Below are 16,480 nucleotides of genomic sequence, written 5' to 3'. Positions count from 1 at the left end.
AAGTCGCGCAGCACCCCAGCGAGGGAGTTCCGGGTGGCGAGTGTGTCCGGGTGGGTGTCGCCGAGGATGTCGCGCTCGTGGGCGAGCACGGCCTCGAACTCAGTGCGGGCCTGCTCCACCTCTCCCAAGCCGCGCAGCAACACGGCGAGGTTGTACCGGGTGACGAGAGTGTCCGGGTGGGTATCGCCGAGGATGTCGCGCTCGTGGGCGAGCACGGCCTCGAACTCAGTGCGGGCCTGCTCCACCTCCCCAAGGTCGCGCAGCATCCCGGCGAGTTCGTGCCGGGTAATGAGAGTGTGCGGGTGGGTGTCGCCGAGGATGACACGCCAGTGGGCGAGCACGGCCTCGAACTCAGTGCGGGCCTGCTCCACCTCTCCAAGGTCGCGCAGCGCCACGGCGAGGTTGTACCGGGTGGCGAGAGTGTCCGGGTGGGTGTCGCCGAGGATGTCGCGCTCGTGGGCGAGCACGGCCTCGAACTCAGTGCGGGCCTGCTCCACCTCCCCAAGGTCGCGCAGCATCCCGGCGAGGTTGTACCGGGCGGCGAGAGTGTCCGGGTGGGTGTCGCCGAGGATGACACGCGAGTGGGCGAGGACAGCCTCATACTCACGACGGGCCTGTCCGTACAGGCCTTTGGCATGCAGAAAGCGCGCTGTGAGAGTAGCCGCTCTGGCTGCCACGCCCGCGATCGTCCGATCGGGCGGTTCGCTGCCCGCGACACGGTGGAAGAGATCCAGAGCATGGGGCTGCAAGAGTGCCCAGTGCTCCCAGTAGTCCGGCTCCTCCGGCGCCCCCGTCTCTTGTGCGGACGCTGCGCTGCGCAGTGCGTGGACGGCAGTGCCGAGGGCCGTGTGATCGAGGCTCGCGTCCCGGACCAGCGGGTGCACACGCAGTACGGGCAGGGCATCGGAACCGGTCGCGGGCTGGAGGTCCACCAGGCCGAGACTGGCCAGGGCCGTGAGCAGGCTCCACACGCCAGGTCCGTCAAGGTGCGCCAGGTCTCCGGCACCGGCCAGTGTTTGCGGGGTCAGGAGCAGGGTGTAGGGCAGCGGCGCGTCGGCGAAGGTGGCGATCAGCCTCAGCAGAGGCCGGGTCAGAGGCAGGCCGCGCTGTTCCAGCAGTTTCAAGGACATGGCCCAGGTCTGGTCGATGACACTGCCCCGGTCCACCTGCTTCAAGCCCCGGTCCAGCGAGGCTTGGTACGAGCGGAAGTCCACGGGCATGCCCGGCTCGCGGTAGGGGGCTGGCACGTTGTTGGCGTCGGCGAGGTAGGTGCCGGCCAGGCGTAGGGCCAGCGGAAGCCCGCCCAGCCGCCGCGCCAGATGCCGGGCGTCGTCGAAGGATCCAGCCGCATCACCCGCGTGGTCGCGCAGGATCCACGCGGCGTCCGTGACGCCCTCGCCGGTCAGGGGGCGCACCGGGTGCAGGACGCAGCCGCCGCCCCAGGTCTGTGGGGTGCTGTCGCGGGTGGTTACCAGAACACCGCTACGGCCGGCGGCGGGAGGCCGGATCCAGCCGGTGCCCTCGCTCAGTTTCCCGGGACCGTCCAGCAGTGCCGGATCGTCGGCGTTGTCCACCACCAGCAGCCACGGCCGCTCGTACCGGGCCAGACACGACCACAGCACGTCAGCGGTGTCCCCGGCCCGCAACTCCTCCTCGGAAGCGCCGGCCTGCCGGGCCACCGCCCGCAGACCCGACTCCAGCGTGGTGCTCTGCCGCGCGTCCACCCACCACACCCGCTGCTCACGGCCCAGCCGCTCATAAGCGAGCTCCAGGGCAATCGCGGTCTTCCCCGAACCGCCCAATCCACACAGCACCTGAACCAGTGGGCTGCCCGGTACGGACAGTGCCGATTCCACCTGCTCGATCAATGCCTCGCGGCCCCGTAGCGGACGCTGCGGGTCGCGCAGGCCCAACGGCGGCGCCACCGTGACCGCAACCGGCTCGGGCTCGGACCGGGAAGCGCCGAAGTAGACGTTGTCGGCCCAGAAAGCGTGCGCGGCCAGTGATCCGTTGCTTGCCTGTACGCCCGGCTGCGGGACGTCTGGTCTGCCGGGTCCGGTCAGGGCCGGTCCGTACCCGGCTGCTGAGGGTTTTCCAGGTGCACCCCGTCGCGGATGTTGGCGACACCCGCTGCGAAGGACCCTCCCTCTGCCTTCACCGACAGGTCACCGCCCACGGCCAGCCCGTAGGCCCCGGCCACCACACTGCCCGCCGCCCGTGCGGCCTCCTGCACCGCGGACACAGCCTCGTCCAACTCCCGCGCGAAGCCGGCGTCTTCATCCGCGGCCCGGGAGACAGCGTCCTCGACCCGCTGCCGGGTCAGTGCACTCGGCTCGTCCTGGCCGGCCGCCGCCTCCGCCTCCAGCCGCTCAAGTTCCGGATCGTTGCCCAGCCGTCGGGCCACCACGCCGTGCACGCGGTCCATCGCCCCGTCGAGCGCCAGATCCACCTCGGCATCCGCCCGCCCCGCCACCCGGCGCGCCTTGCGCACCGCCCACGCGAACACATAACCGACCGCGATCTCAACACCGGTCATACCGTCCCCCTCTGCACACACCGAGCGTAGCGAGACGGTGACTACAGCGGGTGCCGAACGCATCAACCAACCGGAGCGTCGCTCCAACTCGGTTCCATCACCTCTCGCCTGTGCTCCAAGGACGCCAACAGCGCCTAGAAACCATGCCCGTGACCGTCAGCAGACCCGAACCGGAAACCACGCATTACAAGCTGTCTGATCTTGGTCTCTAGACGTCCGTGGGCGTCTTCCGCTCGGACTGCCCAGCAGGCCAACGGGGGTATCACCCGACACAGGACGTGTGCGGACAGCGGTGGAATGAATGGCGTTTGAGACCGCAACTGAAACCACGACAGGACCAGATCGATTGACGTGGACACTGAAAAGCCCCGAAGCCGCAAGGATCACCCGCAGCACGCCCCAACCTGCCGGTGGCACCAAATGCCAGACCCCTGGCACCGAGTGACGACCCGTTCGATTGTCAGTGCCTCCCCGTAGACTATGGGGAAGTGACGGCAGCCACCCATGCCGCATGTCGCATGGAGGGCCCGTGGCAAGTCAGCTCAACCGGAACACCTTTGCAAATGGCGTGCTAGAGCGCTACCAAACTCTTTCCGCTGCCCCAAATCTGCTCAACAAGTCCGCACGGTCAGTCGCGCTCGCCCACGGGGCCTCCATGCCCGCCACTGGCCACCCCTACTTCACTCACCTCTCCCTCGGCGAGAGCGATCACTGCTATGGGGTAGCTGTATTTATTGATCTTGTCGCTTTCACGTCCCGCACGTTTTGGGAGAAGCCTGAATCTGTAGTCCGGCTCAACACGGCCGTCATGTCACAGGTGGCCGAAGTGGTACAGAGCTTGGGCGGCTACATTCTCGGACTGCGAGGCGACGGTGTGTTTGCCTGCTTCGGCGACACCGACACTCAATCCCCTAAAATTCCAGCAGCACTCGCGATGCTCGCATGCGCATTTTCCTTGGATGCCGTCAGGAATGCATTGAACGAGTTGCTCAAAGCATCCGGAATGCGTCCCGTCCAAATTCGAGCTGGCGCCGACTACGGACGACTCGACTTCGTCAGGATCGGCAGTCCGGAGGCCAGCGAAGTGAACATTGTAGGGTTCGCTGCAAATTTCGCCGCCAAATGCGAGAAATTTGCCAACTCGTGGGAGGTAGTAATCGGGGAAGGGCTGGCAGACCTACTCCCGGAAGACCAGTACCAATCTCATGAGGATTCCCCCAAGGTCTATCAGCAAGACTACCTGACGCGGAGATATCACTTCCATCAATTGAAATGGTCGAGCTACTTGAATCACTTGGATTCAGTTCGCGAAGACCTTTCCGGCAGCCCGGCCAGCGCCATCAGGATCCCTCAATAGGGGCAACGAACCCCAGGAAAGGCTGGTTTCGCAATTGAGTATCCCATCCCTCCTCAAGCATGTAGGGCTTGAGGTGCCGAGATACGTAACGGTCAACGGCAAGGTCGTTTTCGATAAGCCGGCAAGCGTTCCCGCCCAGGCAACAGCAGCGCCAGCTACCCGGGTAGAGCCGCACCGGTTCCATGGTGGCGTGGACCCGGCTCCAGAGCAGGGGCGATACGACCGGGCTTGGTGGAATACCGACCTTGCCGCCCGCCAGCGAGACATCGACGCCATGAGAGCGGCTTTCCCAGGCTTCTTCGTGTTCGACGAGGACGACGACCTCTGGTACGGCGGGAACATCGACACTGGTCGAGGAACCTTCTTGATCGCCGTCAAGCCCCGCGCGAATCACTCTCTTCCCCTGGTGCGCATGGTTAGCAAGGTGCGACTGGGCCGCCAAGAGGGCAGGTACTGGCGGGAGTCGCCCCATCTCTACACGTCCGGTGCACTGTGCGTCGCTTCGATTCACGACTGGAAGCCAGAAGTGCACACGACGGCCACAGCCACGGCGTGGGCGGCGCATTGGCTTGCCGCCTACACCGAATGGCGCATGAGCGGAGTATGGCCGACGGAAGGTTACGGCAGAGATGCTGCTTAGACGGTGGCGGACCGCGCAAGGTGTAAGCAGCACTCAGCAATCCGAGGACCACGATCCTGGTGAGGACGTGAGGCTGCTCATCGAGCAGACTGGCGAGTGGATTCGAAGCGCCGACACTAAGACCGGACTACTAGGTGCAGCGCTCGCAGTCCTGGTTTCCGCTATCGCCGCCAAATTCGACCGCCCTCACGTAGCCCATTGGTCCGATTTCCCTGGCGATGCAATTAAGGCAGCGATACTCACGGCCACTATGGCCGCTCTCGCCAAGTCGGCCTATCACATGAAGGGGGTCCTAGTACCAAGGGTGCAGACAGCAACCGAAGACACCCGATATTCATGGCCATGGATCGCCAAGACCTCTATCAACCAAATTGTCGCCACACAACCAGGAAACTCTCGCCGCGAAGCCTGGATCCAGGTAAAAACCCTTGCCGAAATCGCTAAGGTAAAATTCCATCATTTCAACCTGGCACTCCGATGGTCCGCAATAACTGCAACGCTCTTCTTGGTGTGGGTTGGATCCCTCGCATGGTTTCAATGAATGCATGCGATGTGGAATCCATGTATTCAGCCGCTGACCTCAGCGGGAGCCTTGCCCACGGCCAGTAGGTGCGAACTGGCAGCAAGCAATTCCGGGTACGGCTCTGCCATGCGCGCCGCCTCCATCGCGGAGGCAACCAGATCGTCCGTGGGCCCCTCGCCCGGCTGTTGCTCAGCCGCTTTCACCAGCGACCATGCGGGCCCTTCGATCCCGAAGACCTGCACATCCGTCAGCCCGGAGGCAGCCAACTCCGCCACAAGCTCTTCAGCGCGGTGGAAGTAGGACAGGGTGAACCCTCGTACACCGTCATAGACGGCCGTCTCAAGGATCTTCGAAACGGAGTCACGAATCCGTTCGGTGTGCAGGTGGGCGTATGTGACGTGCTCAAAGAGCGACGCGTAACGGTTGATTGCAGCCGCCGCAACCAATCCGCCCGGCTTCACCACCCGGCGGGCTTCCGCCAGCGCCCTACGGCGATCCTCGGGGTCGGGCAGGTGGTACAGCGGCCCGAGGAGCTGCACAACGTCGAAACTGTCGTCCGGCTCATGCAGATCGCGGGCGTCTCCCACGATCGCCGAGCACACGGCCGCTGCGCTCTCGACATGACGGGGCACGGGGTCCACGAGTGTGACGTCGTAGCCGTCCTTCACAAGCCATTCAGCGTGAACCCCGGTCCCTCCCCCGACGTCGAGCACGCGGGCCGGCGCGGGGGGCAAGAAGCGTCGGAGAAGCTCTTGAGTCCTGACCAACTCCATACGTCCGTCTGCCGAGCTGCGCAGGCGGCTGTCCTCGTTCGCTGTCTCGCCGTAGAACCGCATCACAGAGGGTGCCAATTCGAGATTCGACATGGTCGCAGTATCGTGTGTACCGGTGGACCAGTCCAGCATGCGGAGTAGAGGAAGCCATGGCAGTCCTGAAGTACGAAGAGATCGCCGAGTCTTTGCGCGCCCGCATCGCCGCTGGTGAGTTCGCCCCCGGTGCCACCATCCCCTCCGGCCGCGACCTGGCCGAGCAGTGGGACGTGTCACGGGCCACCGCCATCAAGGCCGTGGACGTTCTACGCAACGACGGCGTGGTGGTGGCCAAGCAGGGCACGGGTTTCGTCGTCACGGAGACGCCCGTGGCGCGCCCTGCCGGCGCCCGCCGAGCTGGGTCGGCGCGCATCTTGGGCGGGATGCCGTTCCTTCGCGTCGGTACGCCCGACTGGGCGGAGCCTCCCGCCCGCGTCGCTGTCGCACTCGGTATCTCCCCCGGCGTGCTGGCACTGCGACGCATCCGTGTCCTCCAGCTCCCGGATGGAACTCCGAATAGCTGTGTGGAGGCGTGGTTTCCTCCGGAGATCGCGGAGGCAGCACCTCGGCTCGCCGACACTGCTCCCATCGCCGAGGGCACGACGCGCTACGTCCGTCGGCAGACCGGACGGTTCCCGGTCGAGGGAGTGGACATCACCACCGTGCGCCTCGCAACGGACACGGAGGCGGCCCGCTTGAACGTAGCGACGGCTACCCCGGTCGCCGTGCTCCTCCACACGGCACACGACGAGGAAGGTCGTCCGCTGGTCTGCGAGGAAGGCGTTACCCCCTCCTCACTCTTCGAGCAGGTGGACACCTACGCCATGTAGGCACCCTCAAACCAAGCTGGACCGGTCCGCCGGTCCAGCTTTTTTGATGCCTCGTCACGCCATCTGACCTGCGCTAACTCTGGCCAGCATCATTCAACTCCATTTTCACCGCTTGACTGGACCGGTCCACCGGTCCAGTCTGTTGGTGCGACGCCGCTCCTCCTTTGTGAGGACGGTTCCGGATCGGGATGGCTCGCTACAACTAGGGGCCCCGCGCTGGTAGTTGCTTGAAAACTGCATAGGCGGGCCCCGTCTCCCCGAGTCGAAAAGACGGACCGTGCGGCTGTGCCGCGCTTCGACCCTCGCAGCTCTTCCTGCGGCCGGTTGCCTCCGCTGCTCGTCTCGTACGAGCAGCGTCGAGGGGAGCCGGATCTACCGACTTCAACGGCGCGCGGCCCCGGTGCTGGAACACCGGGGCCGCTGTTCGGGCCGTTCCTGTCTGAGAGGAACAAGACCCAATGAACACCATCGTCACTGTTCAGGATGCTGTTACCGCGTTCGCCGACTTCATGGAGCCGACAGGCGCGGAGCTGGACGCGATCGAGCTGGAGATGCCCGTGATCCTCGCGGACGTCGACCTGATCGACGCGCAGATCATCGCCATGAACCACACCCCGAACGAGGTCGACACCCGCCGGGTGCGCCGGGCGCTGGCCCGGGTGCTCGTCGAGCGGGCCAAGCTGACCAACCGCACCGCCGGCACGATCCCGGCGGGGGTGGCGTGATGGCCCGCCCGACCGCTCTGCCCGCCGTCGCCGTGACGGCGGTTTCTCTGGTCCTCACCCTCGCCGTGGTCGTGATGTGGCTCGGCACGGCGATGCCGTGGCCCGTCGCCCTGGTCGTCGGGCTGGGCATCGACGGGGGATGGCTCGCCACCCTCGCCTACGAACGGCGCCTCGCAGCCCAGGGCGACCACTCCGACGCCGTGACCGGGGTCGGCTGGTCGTTCGGCCTGCTCGCCACCGGCGTCCTGATCGCCCATGCCCTGACCGCCGAGGCGGACAGGGGCGCGTGGTTGGCGGTTGCATGGCTGCCGCTCGCGGCGAAGGCCCTGTGGCTGGTCCACGGGTTGTGGGAGCGGACCGCGCTCACCCCGGCCGCGTTGACCGCCATCACCGGGATCCAGCAGGAAGCTCGGGACGAAGCGGCCGTGGCCCGTGCCCGGCTTCGGGCGGAAGCGTCCACGGAGGAGACGCGGTTGATGGCCGTGACGCAGGCCGGCGCCCGCGTGGCCCGGGTCCAGGCCGACACCGCCAAACGTCTCTCGGATGCCTGGTCGACGCTGGAGGCGGCCCGGACCGGCGAGGACACCGGTAGGGCACTGACCAGCGTGACGCACCGCGTCACACCCGACGTCGCACCCCGTTGGGAACTGCCTGTATGGGGGCCGACCGAGCCGCTTGCGGCGCTCGAATCTGGGCCCGCGCTCACCGACGTCGAACTTGACGCGGTCGTGGAGGAGATCCGCACCAGCCGCGTCCCGGCCCTGTCCTACCGGGAGATGGCCACCCGCTTCCGCGCCGCCGGCCACTCTGCGTCCGAAGTCCGGCTGCGGGCGGCATGGAAGCGGGTGGCCGCATGACCAGCGCCCCCGCGCCCGTGGTGAAGTCGTTCAGCTTCGGTGGCGGAGTGCAGTCCACCGCCGCTCTGGTTCTCGCGGCCAGGGGTGAGCTGGATTACCGCACGTTTCTGATGGCCAACGTCGGGGACGACTCCGAGCACCCCGGCACCCTGCGCTACCTGCACCAGTACGCCATCCCCTACGCCGAACAACACGGCCTTGAGCTGGTCGTCCTGGACCGGGTGATGAAGCGCTCGGGTGAGGTCCGCACGCTGTATCAGGACCTCACCCGGGAGGGGTCGAGGTCGTTGACGATCCCGGTGCGGATGTCGAACGGGGCCCCCGGCACCCGCTCGTGCACGGCCCAGTTCAAAATCAAGGTCGTCGGCGACGAACTCAAACGCCGCGGCGCCACCAAGGACAGCCCGGCCACGGTCGGTATCGGGATCAGCCTGGACGAGATCCACCGGGCCAACAAGCGGCGCTGCGAGCCGCACGAGCGGATCGAGTATCCGCTGTTGGAGCGCGGGATTCGGCGTATCGACTGCGCCCGGATCATCCGCCGTGCCGGGTTGCCGGTGCCGCCGAAGTCGTCGTGCTGGTTCTGTCCGTTCCACCGGCCGGAGACCTGGCACGACATGCGTCGCGACGAGCCCGAGCTGTTCGAGAAGGCGTGCCGGCTCGAAGAACTCCTGAACCGCCGGCGTGACGAACTCGGCAAGGACCACGTCTGGCTCACCCGGTTCAACCGGCCGCTGCGTAAGGCGATCCCGGACGGCGTGGACACGCTGCCGTTCGACGAGTGGGACTCCGGATGCGACTCCGGCTGGTGCATGACCTGATCGCCCTCCAGCACACCACCCGAACGCTCCAACAACACCTTGGAGTTCTGCTGTGACCAGCGTCAACGCTGCTCCGGACACGATCGATTACGCGTGGCATGCCTGGGTGAGCGTGCCCGGCGAGGGCCGCGCATTCGCCCACGGCACCGTCACCGTCCCCGTCGCCTTCTGCTGGGACCGCGTCACCCGCGAGGTCGCCGCCTGGCTCGGGGCACGGGGCGTGACCGGGCGGCTCGCCGACATCCACCTCATCCTCGCCCCGAACGCCGGAAAGGCGGTCTGACCATGGGAAAGCCCGACACCCGCCGCCTTGACCGGGCGATCCGCGAGACGAACCGCAAGCTCGAAGCCGTACGACGCGGCGAACTCTGGCCCCTCACCGGCTCCGAGCGACGCCAGATGCTCGCCGCCGTCGCGGGCGGCTCGTACCGGGTCATGCGGGGCAAGAGCACCGGCCGCGCCGACAACCAGATCGAATCCGTCTCGACCTCGGCGGAGACGCGGCTGATCGCGGAGATCACCGCGTTGCAGATCGAGCGCCAGCGGATCGTCACCGAGGCCGCCCGCGCCAAGGCCGCCAAGAAGTCGTCCGGCTGGTGGTGACCCGCACCGCGCCATGCGCCCGTGCCACACCCTCCCTCTTCACTCTCACCCCGATCCGGGGCAGTCAGGAGTCGGTTTCACCATGAGTGAGAACGTCTTTAACCTGCACAAAGACACCAACCCGTCCGCTGTGACCACGTTGACCGTGGTCCCCGAGCCGGCCCCCTCCGCACCGGTCCCGCTGTGGGTCCGGTCCGGGCGCGCCATCCGGACCGTGGTCACGCACGAGACGACCAAGAGCACCGCCCGCGCCGTCGCCCGGCACACCCTCTACGTGGCCGGCGGGGCACGCATCGCGGCGCGGCGGACGTGGGACGGGCGGACCGCCTCCCGGTACGAGCGGATGTTCCGTGCCGCCGAAGCCGCGGGCAACCACGAGGTGGCGGCGGAGTGGGAGGAGCGGGGGCAGCACTTCCGCGAGGCCCGTCACCGCCGCCGCATGGACCTGCTGCACTCGCCCGTGGACGCGGCCAAGGGCGTGGCCGTGAGCGCGGGCATGGGCGTGGGTTCGCTGGTCGCCCTCGGCGTCGTGATGGCCATCGCGACGAAGGACGTCACACAGGTCGTCACGCCGTTGATGGCCACGATCGAGTTCATCAACCTGATCATCACCATCGTTCAGGTGGTGTGGGGGCCCGCTCTCGCCATCGGTCCGTTCCTGGCGCTGCTGGCCTTATGGGCGGTGGGCAGCAAGCAGCAGGCCGCACCCCAGTGGGCCCTTCCCGCGAACGTCCGCGACAGCGAGGGCGAGCCGATCACCCCGTCGATCGTGGTCAAGGCCCTGCGCGACCTCGGCGTCCCCGCGCTCCGGAACGCCATCAAGGAGATGGGGGATGCCGGCGCGTCGATGCTCGGGCCGATCCGGATCGCCGGATGCGGCGTCGAGGTCGACGTCACCCTCCCGTCCGGGGTGTCCACGATCGAGGTGCAGAACCGGCGCCGCAAGCTCGCGGAGAACCTGACCCGCCACGAACACGAGGTGTTCATCACCATCCCCCAGGCCGCCCGCACCGTCCGCCTGTGGGTCGCCGACTCCGGTGCGCTCGATGAGCCGATCGGCCCGTCGCCACTGGTCACCGACGAGACGATGACCGCCGACTACGCCAAGGGCCGCGCCCCCTGGGGTCAGGACCTGCGCGGCGACGCGGCGGCCCTGTCCCTGTATCAGCGGCACCTTCTGATCACGGGGTTGTCGAACCAAGGCAAGACCGTCGCCCTCCGCTCCCTCGCACTGTGGCTCGCCCTGGACAAGTCGGTGCAGTTCCTCATGGGCGACCTCAAGGGCGTCGGCGACTGGGCCATGTTCGACGGCATCGCCACCACGCTGATCCAGGGGCCGACGGATGAGCACGTGATCCAGGTGACCGAGATGGTGGAAGACGCCGTTGCCGAGATGAACCGCCGCCTCATGGCCCCGCCCGGAACGAAGTTCCCGGCGCTGATCGTGCTGGTCGATGAGGCGCAGGTCGCATTCATGTGCCCGCTCAAGGACGAAGAGGGCCGCTTCTACGGCGGTTCCAAGGCCACCTCCCGGTACTTCATGGCGGTCCGGAAGATTCACAACCAGGGCCGTGCGGTGAACGTGCTGATGTGGCAGGGCACCCAGGACCCCACCGATCAGAACCTGCCCAAGCTGGTCCGCGAGGGCGCCCACACCCGCGCATCCCTCGCGCTGGGCACCGAGTCGCAGGCCCGGATGGCGCTTGGGGACAAGGCGGTCGACGGCGGCGCGGCGCCGAACCTGCTGCGCCCCGGGCTGGATCAGGGCACGCTCGTGGTCGCGTCGTCCGGCATCGACATCCCCAAGGGCCAGTCATCCATCACCGTGCGCACGCACTACGTGGACGACGACGCGGCCGAAGCCATCATCAACCGCGCCAAGGCCCTGCGCGACGGAGTCACCACCCTCACCGTCATCGACCGCGGCAAGGACCGGGACCCGCTCGCCGACATCGCCAACGTCGTCGGGGACGCGCCGCGGGTGCGGACGAAGGACGTGCTCACCCGGCTCGCGACGCTGAACGAGCAGACATACGGCGGCTGGTCATTCCTGGACCTCAAGCGGGTGCTGGACGACGCCGGCGCGGAGCCCTACAAGTCCGACGGCGTCATGGTCGTCAGCCGCGACCGCCTCACCCGAGCCCTCGCCAACCGCGACGCGGACGGTTCCGCTTCCGCCGACGGATGACAGGGAGCCGACCCCGCCCGGGTCAGGGAGGCAGGGAGAACTCCCTGTAAGCCTCCCTGACCCGCCTCCCTGGCCCTGAGCTGCACGAATGATCGTGCAGGGAGTCAGGGAGGCATCCCAGGTCAGATCCTGAAAACCCCCTCCACAGCCACCCCGCAAGGGTGTGCTTCAACCTCCCTGACCGAGCACCCGAAGGGATTCCGCATGCACCCCGAACACGACACCCACCAGCCCGCCCAGCGGGCCGTGACCGTCCATCAGCCACAGCCCCTCGCCCTCTACGACCCGGGCCCGTCGGCACCGCTGGACCCGTACAGCGAGCGTCAGTCGGTGGTGTGGGTGCCCGACGCATATGGGCGCATGGTCCCCATGCCCAAGCACCTCGCCCCCGCCCCGATCCTCCCGCCCGAGCCACGCGACCTGACCCCGCTCCCGCTCCTCGACCCCGTCGCCCAACGCTTCCTCGGCGCCGGACTCGGAGGCGGCGCCCTCGCGGCCGGCATCGGCTACGGCGTGGGCGAGATCATCTCCGCCGCCGCCGGAATCAGCGGCGGCGCACTTGTCTGGGGCGCCGTCATCGTCCTCGCCCTGCGCATCCCCGCCCGCGCGATCAGCGGTGGCAGGGGCAGCACGGTCAACATCCGAAAGGCCGTCATCAAGCGCAGCCACTTCCACGGCTAGCCACGCCGAATGGACCCTTCCGACTCCATGCCCGATTGAGTGCTGCGGCTAGAGGGTGGCCGCAGGTCGTCCCGCATGAGCCGCTGCAGAGCCTCCAGCTGCTGGAAGAACGGCTGCACAGCTTGCTTGTACTCGGGAGTCTCGAAGGTCACCCCGTCCGAAGCGAGCAGGTCGCGAACCTTCCGTAACTGCTCGTAGAGCGGCAGCGCCACCCGATAGACGTGATCGGGAGCCGCCAGTCCCAACTCTCTGAGTACGGACTTCGCATCGGAATGCTGCGGGTCCAGATGAAACGCGTCATGAACCGCGTGCTGCCGCTCAGGACCGACCTCTCCCCGGGCCGCCGCAATGGCCATGCGGCTGTGGGCTTGGGCGAGTGCCGTCAAAAAACGCAGTAGACGAGCCGCTTGGTATCGGTCCATTGCTGATCCTTCTCGCGCCGCGAGCGGAGGACGTCGGTGATGACCGTCGCCCCGATTCCAAAGAGCGCACCCACTGCCGCAGCGCCGAGAGTCCCCCACTCCATGTGCGCACAGTACGAGGTTCGCCGCTCCGACTCCAGACGGCCTCCGGGCGGCGACCTGTCGCATCGCGATCACACCAGAGACCTGAAGCGATCCTCAACCAGCTTGAAGGGCACGGTCGTTCACGACCAAGGGCGGCCCCCGTCTCGCCAAAGCCTGGGACCGCCCTCATCCACCAGCACTCTCAACAGAACTGGAGACATCCAGCATGACGCAACCGACCGACATCCGGCGAGCCCTCGTCTTACGGCTCGGACGCGGGGACGTGTTCCGGGTCCTGGACGCCTTCTCGTGCATCGGCGGCGCAACCGCCGGCTACCGGCATGCGTTCGGCGCCGACTGCCACATCACCGGCGTCGACATCGAGGCTCAGCCGGACTACTGCGGTGACGCCTTCCACCAGGGCGACGCCATCGAGTACATCCGCGCGCACGGCCACGAATTCGACTTCATCCACGCCTCCCCGCCGTGCCAGGGCGAGGGCGCCCCGACCAAGGGCACGAACGCGGCCCGCAACGCGGCGATCGGCCGGACGTACCCCCGGCTCATCGTCCCGACCCGCGCGGCCCTGGAGGCGACGGGCCGGCCGTACGTGATGGAGAACGTGGCCGGCTCCGACGTCCGCAAGGACATCCGCCTGTGCGGCGAACAGTTCGGGCTCGGGCTGCTCATGCACCGGTACTTCGAACTCGGCGGCTGGACCGTCCGTCAGCCTGCCCACCCGCGTCACCGCGGCTACGTGAGGGGCTACCGGCACGGCATCTGGAGGGACGGCCCGTACGTGGCCGCGTACGGCAGGGGCGGCGGCAAGGCGACCGTGGAGGAGATCCGCGCGGCGAAGGAGATCGACTGGTCCGCCCATCACCTCCGTCTCCGGGAAGCCCTTCCGCCCGCGTACGCGGAGTGGATCGGCGCGGCCTACCTCACCACCCTCGCCCCCCGGCTGGAGGTCGCGGCATGAGCGAGCACCTGACCACCGCGCTCCGCCTCGCGACTCAGGGCATCCCCGTGCTCCCGTTGAGGGTGGGGAAGGTGCCGTTCGGGAACTGCCCGGCCTGCGCCAAGAACGTCTGCGGCGGCCGACCGAACATGAAGGTCCCCGGTTCTTGCGCCTGCCCGTACCCGTGCCACGGGTGGGCTGCCGCCACCACCGACCCGGGCGTCGTCAGCTCCCCGACGTGGGCGCTGGCGTGGCGGAGGGCTGCGACGCTCGCCTACCACCCCGGCGGCGCCGGCGTGACCGTGCTGGACCTCGACAACGAGGCCGCCATCGAGTGGGCCCGCGCAAGCCTGCCCGCCACCCGGACGGTGACCACGACCCGGGGTGAGCACTGGATCTATCGGGGCTTCATGCCGTCCGTCAACGCAGTTCGGCCCGGTGTGGACGTCAAGTCCCTTATGGGATACGCCCGTTGGCTCGGACCCGGCACGGGCGCCATGGCCATTCTCCCGGACGCCGTGCCCGCCCTGGCAGCAAAGGAACCGCCCGCGACTCGCAGGCCGCCACGGGCGCTCTCAGTGCCCTTGGGAGGTCAGCAGGAGACATGCCCGCACCGTACCCCGACCTATCTGGACCGCGGGATCGCCATGGCGGAGCAGCGCATCACCGGGGCCCGGGAGGCGGTGCACGCGACCGTCTATCGGACGTTCCTGGCGGTGCTGTCGACGCACGGGCGGTGTGGCTGTCTCACCGAGGCGCACACCGTGCGGCTGTTCACGGCAGCCCAGGCCAAGGGCGAATCGGCCCGGCACTGCGTGGACGCGTGGACGAACGCCCTGACCACGTTGGGACTGAGTCATGTCCGATGACGAGAAGAACCCGGCACGCCAGATCATCGCGGACTACGCACAGAGCCACTTCCGGTACTTCCGCACCGCCGACGGGACCGTGTACGCGCAGCGCAACGGCCACCCCGTGGCCCGTCCGATGCGCTCTCAGGGCACGACGGGCAGCCACCGGCAGGAACTCATCGTCGGCATGTACCGGGACGGGATCGGCGTGTTCAACGGGACGGCGCTCAAGGAGGCGTTGGACTTGATCGAAGCACTCGCGCTGTACGAGGAAACGCACGCCGTGCACATCCGTGTCGCCCCCGGATTCGACGGGGCGACCTGGCTGGACCTGGGCCGCGGCGATGGACAGTCCGTCCGCATCCACCCCACCGGCTGGGACATCCTCACCCCCGACCCGCGAGAGGTCTGCTGGCGGCGCACGCAGCTCAGCGGCGAACTGCCCCTGCCAGCCAAAGACACCGACGGCAAGGGCATCGACCTGCTGATGCGGCTGTGCAACTTCGCCAACGCGGAAACCGAATGCCTTGCCATCGCGTGGCTGATCGGCTGCCTCGGTCCGTCCGTGCCGGTCCCTGCGCCGTTCCTCACCGGGCCGCAGGGCGCGGGCAAGTCAACCGGGGGCCGGATGCTCACCCGGATCATCGAGGGCATGAGCGGCGACCTGCGCAGGGCCCCGAAGGATGAGGAGAACCTGATCGCGGCGGTGGCGGCCGGATGGATCACGGCTCTCGACAACCTGTCCCACATGACGCCGGACCTGTCCGACGCGATGTGCTGCATCGTCACCGGCGCCGAGAGCGTCAAGCGGGCCCTGTTCACCGACGGGGACGTCTTCCGCGTCGGCTACCGCCGGCCCCTGCTCCTGACCGGAATCGACGTCGGCGTCATCCGGCCTGACCTCGCCGAACGACTCCTGCCCTTGCGCCTAGAACGGCCCAAGGTGCGGCGCACCGAGGCCGAACTGTGGGCCGACTACGCGGAAGTGCTGCCCGTGGTCCTCGGCTCGCTCCTGGATCTCACGGTCAAGGTCCGGGCCGTGGAGGCGGAGACTCCCACCGATCTGCGGATGGCGGATTTCGCCCACCTGTGCGCGCAGCTCGACGCGGCCACCGGCCTCGGGGCGCTCGCCGCGTACCGGGCGAGTCTGGACGACCTGAACGACGACGTGATCGAGGGTGACCTCCTCGCGCAGACTGTCCTCCTGTACGCCGAGACCATGGAGCCGGGTGCCGCGCAGCAGATGACGTCCACGCAGTGGCTGTCCTGCCTCAGCAGCCTCTACAGCGGCGATGAATGCCGTCCCCTGCCCAAGGGGTGGCCGACCACCGGCAAGGTGCTCTCGGACCGCCTCAAGCGGCTCCAGCCGACGCTGGCGGCCCGGGGAGTGCTCATCGACTCGGGCCGCACCAAGGCGGGCCGCTACCTCGAAATGACCCGCACAGCCGCCCTCACCCTGCCCCCGCACGAGCAGACCCAGGCGTTCTGACCCGCGATCCGCCCGCCCATGCGAACAGCAAGAAGAGCACCGGTCCCGGGAGCGCGTGCTCCTCTTGCTGTTCGGCGGAACGCCGCCCCAAGGTCGCGCCGCGCAG

The 16,480-nt window shown here is 67.8% G+C and carries 18 protein-coding genes; 14 read left to right on the top strand and 4 right to left on the bottom strand.

The genetic code is table 11. The features are described from left to right. A partial coding sequence (locus tag ACZ4TO_RS11040) for a tetratricopeptide repeat protein (protein WP_468024007.1) occupies positions 1-1,913 on the bottom strand: 1,913 nt, incomplete at its 3' end. A gap of 146 nt (positions 1,914-2,059) precedes the next feature. Continuing rightward, positions 2,060-2,536: a hypothetical protein gene (locus ACZ4TO_RS11035; protein ID WP_468024006.1), complete on the bottom strand. Its 477-nt coding sequence runs from the start codon at positions 2,534-2,536 to the stop codon at positions 2,060-2,062. Between the two features lie 529 nt (positions 2,537-3,065). Here ACZ4TO_RS11035 and ACZ4TO_RS11030 point away from each other — a divergent pair. The 3 genes from ACZ4TO_RS11030 to ACZ4TO_RS11020 all read left to right on the top strand — a co-directional run bounded on the left by ACZ4TO_RS11030 (position 3,066) and on the right by ACZ4TO_RS11020 (position 5,074). Continuing rightward, positions 3,066-3,893 carry an adenylate/guanylate cyclase domain-containing protein gene (locus tag ACZ4TO_RS11030; RefSeq protein WP_468024005.1) on the top strand — a complete coding sequence of 276 codons (828 nt, stop codon included), beginning with the start codon at positions 3,066-3,068 and terminating at the stop codon, positions 3,891-3,893. Positions 3,894-4,083: 190 nt separating this feature from the next. Further along, entirely contained in the window at positions 4,084-4,533 is a 450-nt protein-coding gene (locus ACZ4TO_RS11025; RefSeq protein WP_468024004.1) for a type II CBASS E2 protein, read from the top strand. Beyond that, positions 4,523-5,074 carry a Pycsar system effector family protein gene (locus tag ACZ4TO_RS11020; RefSeq protein WP_468024003.1) on the top strand — a complete coding sequence of 184 codons (552 nt, stop codon included), beginning with the start codon at positions 4,523-4,525 and terminating at the stop codon, positions 5,072-5,074. The genes ACZ4TO_RS11025 and ACZ4TO_RS11020 overlap by 11 nt, the downstream gene beginning before the upstream one ends. A 26-nt stretch (positions 5,075-5,100) precedes the next feature. On the opposite strand, the gene ACZ4TO_RS11015 is transcribed toward ACZ4TO_RS11020, so the two are convergent. Continuing rightward, positions 5,101-5,922, bottom strand: a complete 822-nt coding sequence (locus ACZ4TO_RS11015) for a class I SAM-dependent methyltransferase (RefSeq protein ID WP_468024002.1) — start codon at positions 5,920-5,922, stop codon at positions 5,101-5,103. Between the two features lie 56 nt (positions 5,923-5,978). Between ACZ4TO_RS11015 and ACZ4TO_RS11010 the strand changes: the two genes are divergently transcribed. From ACZ4TO_RS11010 to ACZ4TO_RS10975, 8 genes are all read left to right on the top strand, one after another. After that, positions 5,979-6,695 (top strand): GntR family transcriptional regulator, encoded by a 717-nt coding sequence (locus ACZ4TO_RS11010; RefSeq protein ID WP_468024001.1) that lies wholly within the window; start codon positions 5,979-5,981, stop codon positions 6,693-6,695. A 458-nt stretch (positions 6,696-7,153) separates the two neighbouring features. After that, the gene (locus ACZ4TO_RS11005) at positions 7,154-7,420 is read left to right on the top strand and encodes a DUF6284 family protein (protein WP_468024000.1); all 267 of its coding nucleotides are present in this window, start codon (positions 7,154-7,156) and stop codon (positions 7,418-7,420) included. Beyond that, the gene (locus ACZ4TO_RS11000; protein ID WP_468023999.1) at positions 7,420-8,277 is read left to right on the top strand and encodes a protein spdB; all 858 of its coding nucleotides are present in this window, start codon (positions 7,420-7,422) and stop codon (positions 8,275-8,277) included. Before ACZ4TO_RS11005 ends, ACZ4TO_RS11000 begins: the two co-directional genes overlap by 1 nt. Continuing rightward, positions 8,274-9,098: a phosphoadenosine phosphosulfate reductase gene (locus ACZ4TO_RS10995; RefSeq protein WP_468023998.1), complete on the top strand. Its 825-nt coding sequence runs from the start codon at positions 8,274-8,276 to the stop codon at positions 9,096-9,098. Before ACZ4TO_RS11000 ends, ACZ4TO_RS10995 begins: the two co-directional genes overlap by 4 nt. A gap of 52 nt (positions 9,099-9,150) precedes the next feature. Beyond that, positions 9,151-9,381, top strand: coding sequence for a hypothetical protein (locus tag ACZ4TO_RS10990; protein WP_468023997.1), 231 nt, complete (start codon positions 9,151-9,153; stop codon positions 9,379-9,381). A 2-nt stretch (positions 9,382-9,383) separates the two neighbouring features. Further along, positions 9,384-9,701, top strand: a complete 318-nt coding sequence (locus tag ACZ4TO_RS10985) for a hypothetical protein (RefSeq protein WP_468023996.1) — start codon at positions 9,384-9,386, stop codon at positions 9,699-9,701. 82 nt (positions 9,702-9,783) lie between these two features. Further along, positions 9,784-11,889 carry an FtsK/SpoIIIE domain-containing protein gene (locus tag ACZ4TO_RS10980; protein WP_468023995.1) on the top strand — a complete coding sequence of 702 codons (2,106 nt, stop codon included), beginning with the start codon at positions 9,784-9,786 and terminating at the stop codon, positions 11,887-11,889. Positions 11,890-12,093: 204 nt separating this feature from the next. Then, on the top strand, positions 12,094-12,570 hold the full coding sequence (locus ACZ4TO_RS10975; protein ID WP_468023994.1) for a hypothetical protein: 477 nt from the start codon (positions 12,094-12,096) through the stop codon (positions 12,568-12,570). On the opposite strand, the gene ACZ4TO_RS10970 is transcribed toward ACZ4TO_RS10975, so the two are convergent. After that, the gene (locus ACZ4TO_RS10970) at positions 12,567-12,992 is read right to left on the bottom strand and encodes a hypothetical protein (RefSeq protein ID WP_468023993.1); all 426 of its coding nucleotides are present in this window, start codon (positions 12,990-12,992) and stop codon (positions 12,567-12,569) included. The genes ACZ4TO_RS10975 and ACZ4TO_RS10970 overlap by 4 nt on opposite strands. A 310-nt stretch (positions 12,993-13,302) precedes the next feature. Here ACZ4TO_RS10970 and ACZ4TO_RS10965 point away from each other — a divergent pair, with 310 nt between their 5' ends. The 3 genes from ACZ4TO_RS10965 to ACZ4TO_RS10955 are packed head-to-tail and all read left to right on the top strand — an operon-like array spanning position 13,303 to position 16,374. Next, positions 13,303-14,055, top strand: coding sequence for a DNA methylase (locus ACZ4TO_RS10965; RefSeq protein ID WP_468023992.1), 753 nt, complete (start codon positions 13,303-13,305; stop codon positions 14,053-14,055). Beyond that, on the top strand, positions 14,052-14,903 hold the full coding sequence (locus tag ACZ4TO_RS10960) for a bifunctional DNA primase/polymerase (protein ID WP_468023991.1): 852 nt from the start codon (positions 14,052-14,054) through the stop codon (positions 14,901-14,903). Before ACZ4TO_RS10965 ends, ACZ4TO_RS10960 begins: the two co-directional genes overlap by 4 nt. Then, entirely contained in the window at positions 14,893-16,374 is a 1,482-nt protein-coding gene (locus ACZ4TO_RS10955) for an ATP-binding protein (protein WP_468023990.1), read from the top strand. The genes ACZ4TO_RS10960 and ACZ4TO_RS10955 overlap by 11 nt, the downstream gene beginning before the upstream one ends. Positions 16,375-16,480 lie beyond the last annotated feature (106 nt).

This window comes from Streptomyces sp. NPDC028298, from assembly GCF_055565895.1.
This window is presented reverse-complemented; position numbering and strand designations above follow the sequence as displayed.

Coding starts and splice junctions, on each gene's coding strand:
- ACZ4TO_RS11005 (WP_468024000.1), top strand. CDS start 7,154: ATGAACACCATCGTCACTGTTCAGGATGCTGTTACCGCGTTCGCCGAC.
- ACZ4TO_RS10960 (WP_468023991.1), top strand. CDS start 14,052: ATGAGCGAGCACCTGACCACCGCGCTCCGCCTCGCGACTCAGGGCATC.
- ACZ4TO_RS10955 (WP_468023990.1), top strand. CDS start 14,893: ATGTCCGATGACGAGAAGAACCCGGCACGCCAGATCATCGCGGACTAC.
- ACZ4TO_RS10980 (WP_468023995.1), top strand. CDS start 9,784: ATGAGTGAGAACGTCTTTAACCTGCACAAAGACACCAACCCGTCCGCT.
- ACZ4TO_RS10985 (WP_468023996.1), top strand. CDS start 9,384: ATGGGAAAGCCCGACACCCGCCGCCTTGACCGGGCGATCCGCGAGACG.
- ACZ4TO_RS11035 (WP_468024006.1), bottom strand. CDS start 2,536: ATGACCGGTGTTGAGATCGCGGTCGGTTATGTGTTCGCGTGGGCGGTG.
- ACZ4TO_RS11010 (WP_468024001.1), top strand. CDS start 5,979: ATGGCAGTCCTGAAGTACGAAGAGATCGCCGAGTCTTTGCGCGCCCGC.
- ACZ4TO_RS10975 (WP_468023994.1), top strand. CDS start 12,094: ATGCACCCCGAACACGACACCCACCAGCCCGCCCAGCGGGCCGTGACC.
- ACZ4TO_RS10970 (WP_468023993.1), bottom strand. CDS start 12,992: ATGGACCGATACCAAGCGGCTCGTCTACTGCGTTTTTTGACGGCACTC.
- ACZ4TO_RS11000 (WP_468023999.1), top strand. CDS start 7,420: ATGGCCCGCCCGACCGCTCTGCCCGCCGTCGCCGTGACGGCGGTTTCT.
- ACZ4TO_RS11015 (WP_468024002.1), bottom strand. CDS start 5,922: ATGTCGAATCTCGAATTGGCACCCTCTGTGATGCGGTTCTACGGCGAG.
- ACZ4TO_RS10965 (WP_468023992.1), top strand. CDS start 13,303: ATGACGCAACCGACCGACATCCGGCGAGCCCTCGTCTTACGGCTCGGA.
- ACZ4TO_RS10995 (WP_468023998.1), top strand. CDS start 8,274: ATGACCAGCGCCCCCGCGCCCGTGGTGAAGTCGTTCAGCTTCGGTGGC.
- ACZ4TO_RS11020 (WP_468024003.1), top strand. CDS start 4,523: ATGCTGCTTAGACGGTGGCGGACCGCGCAAGGTGTAAGCAGCACTCAG.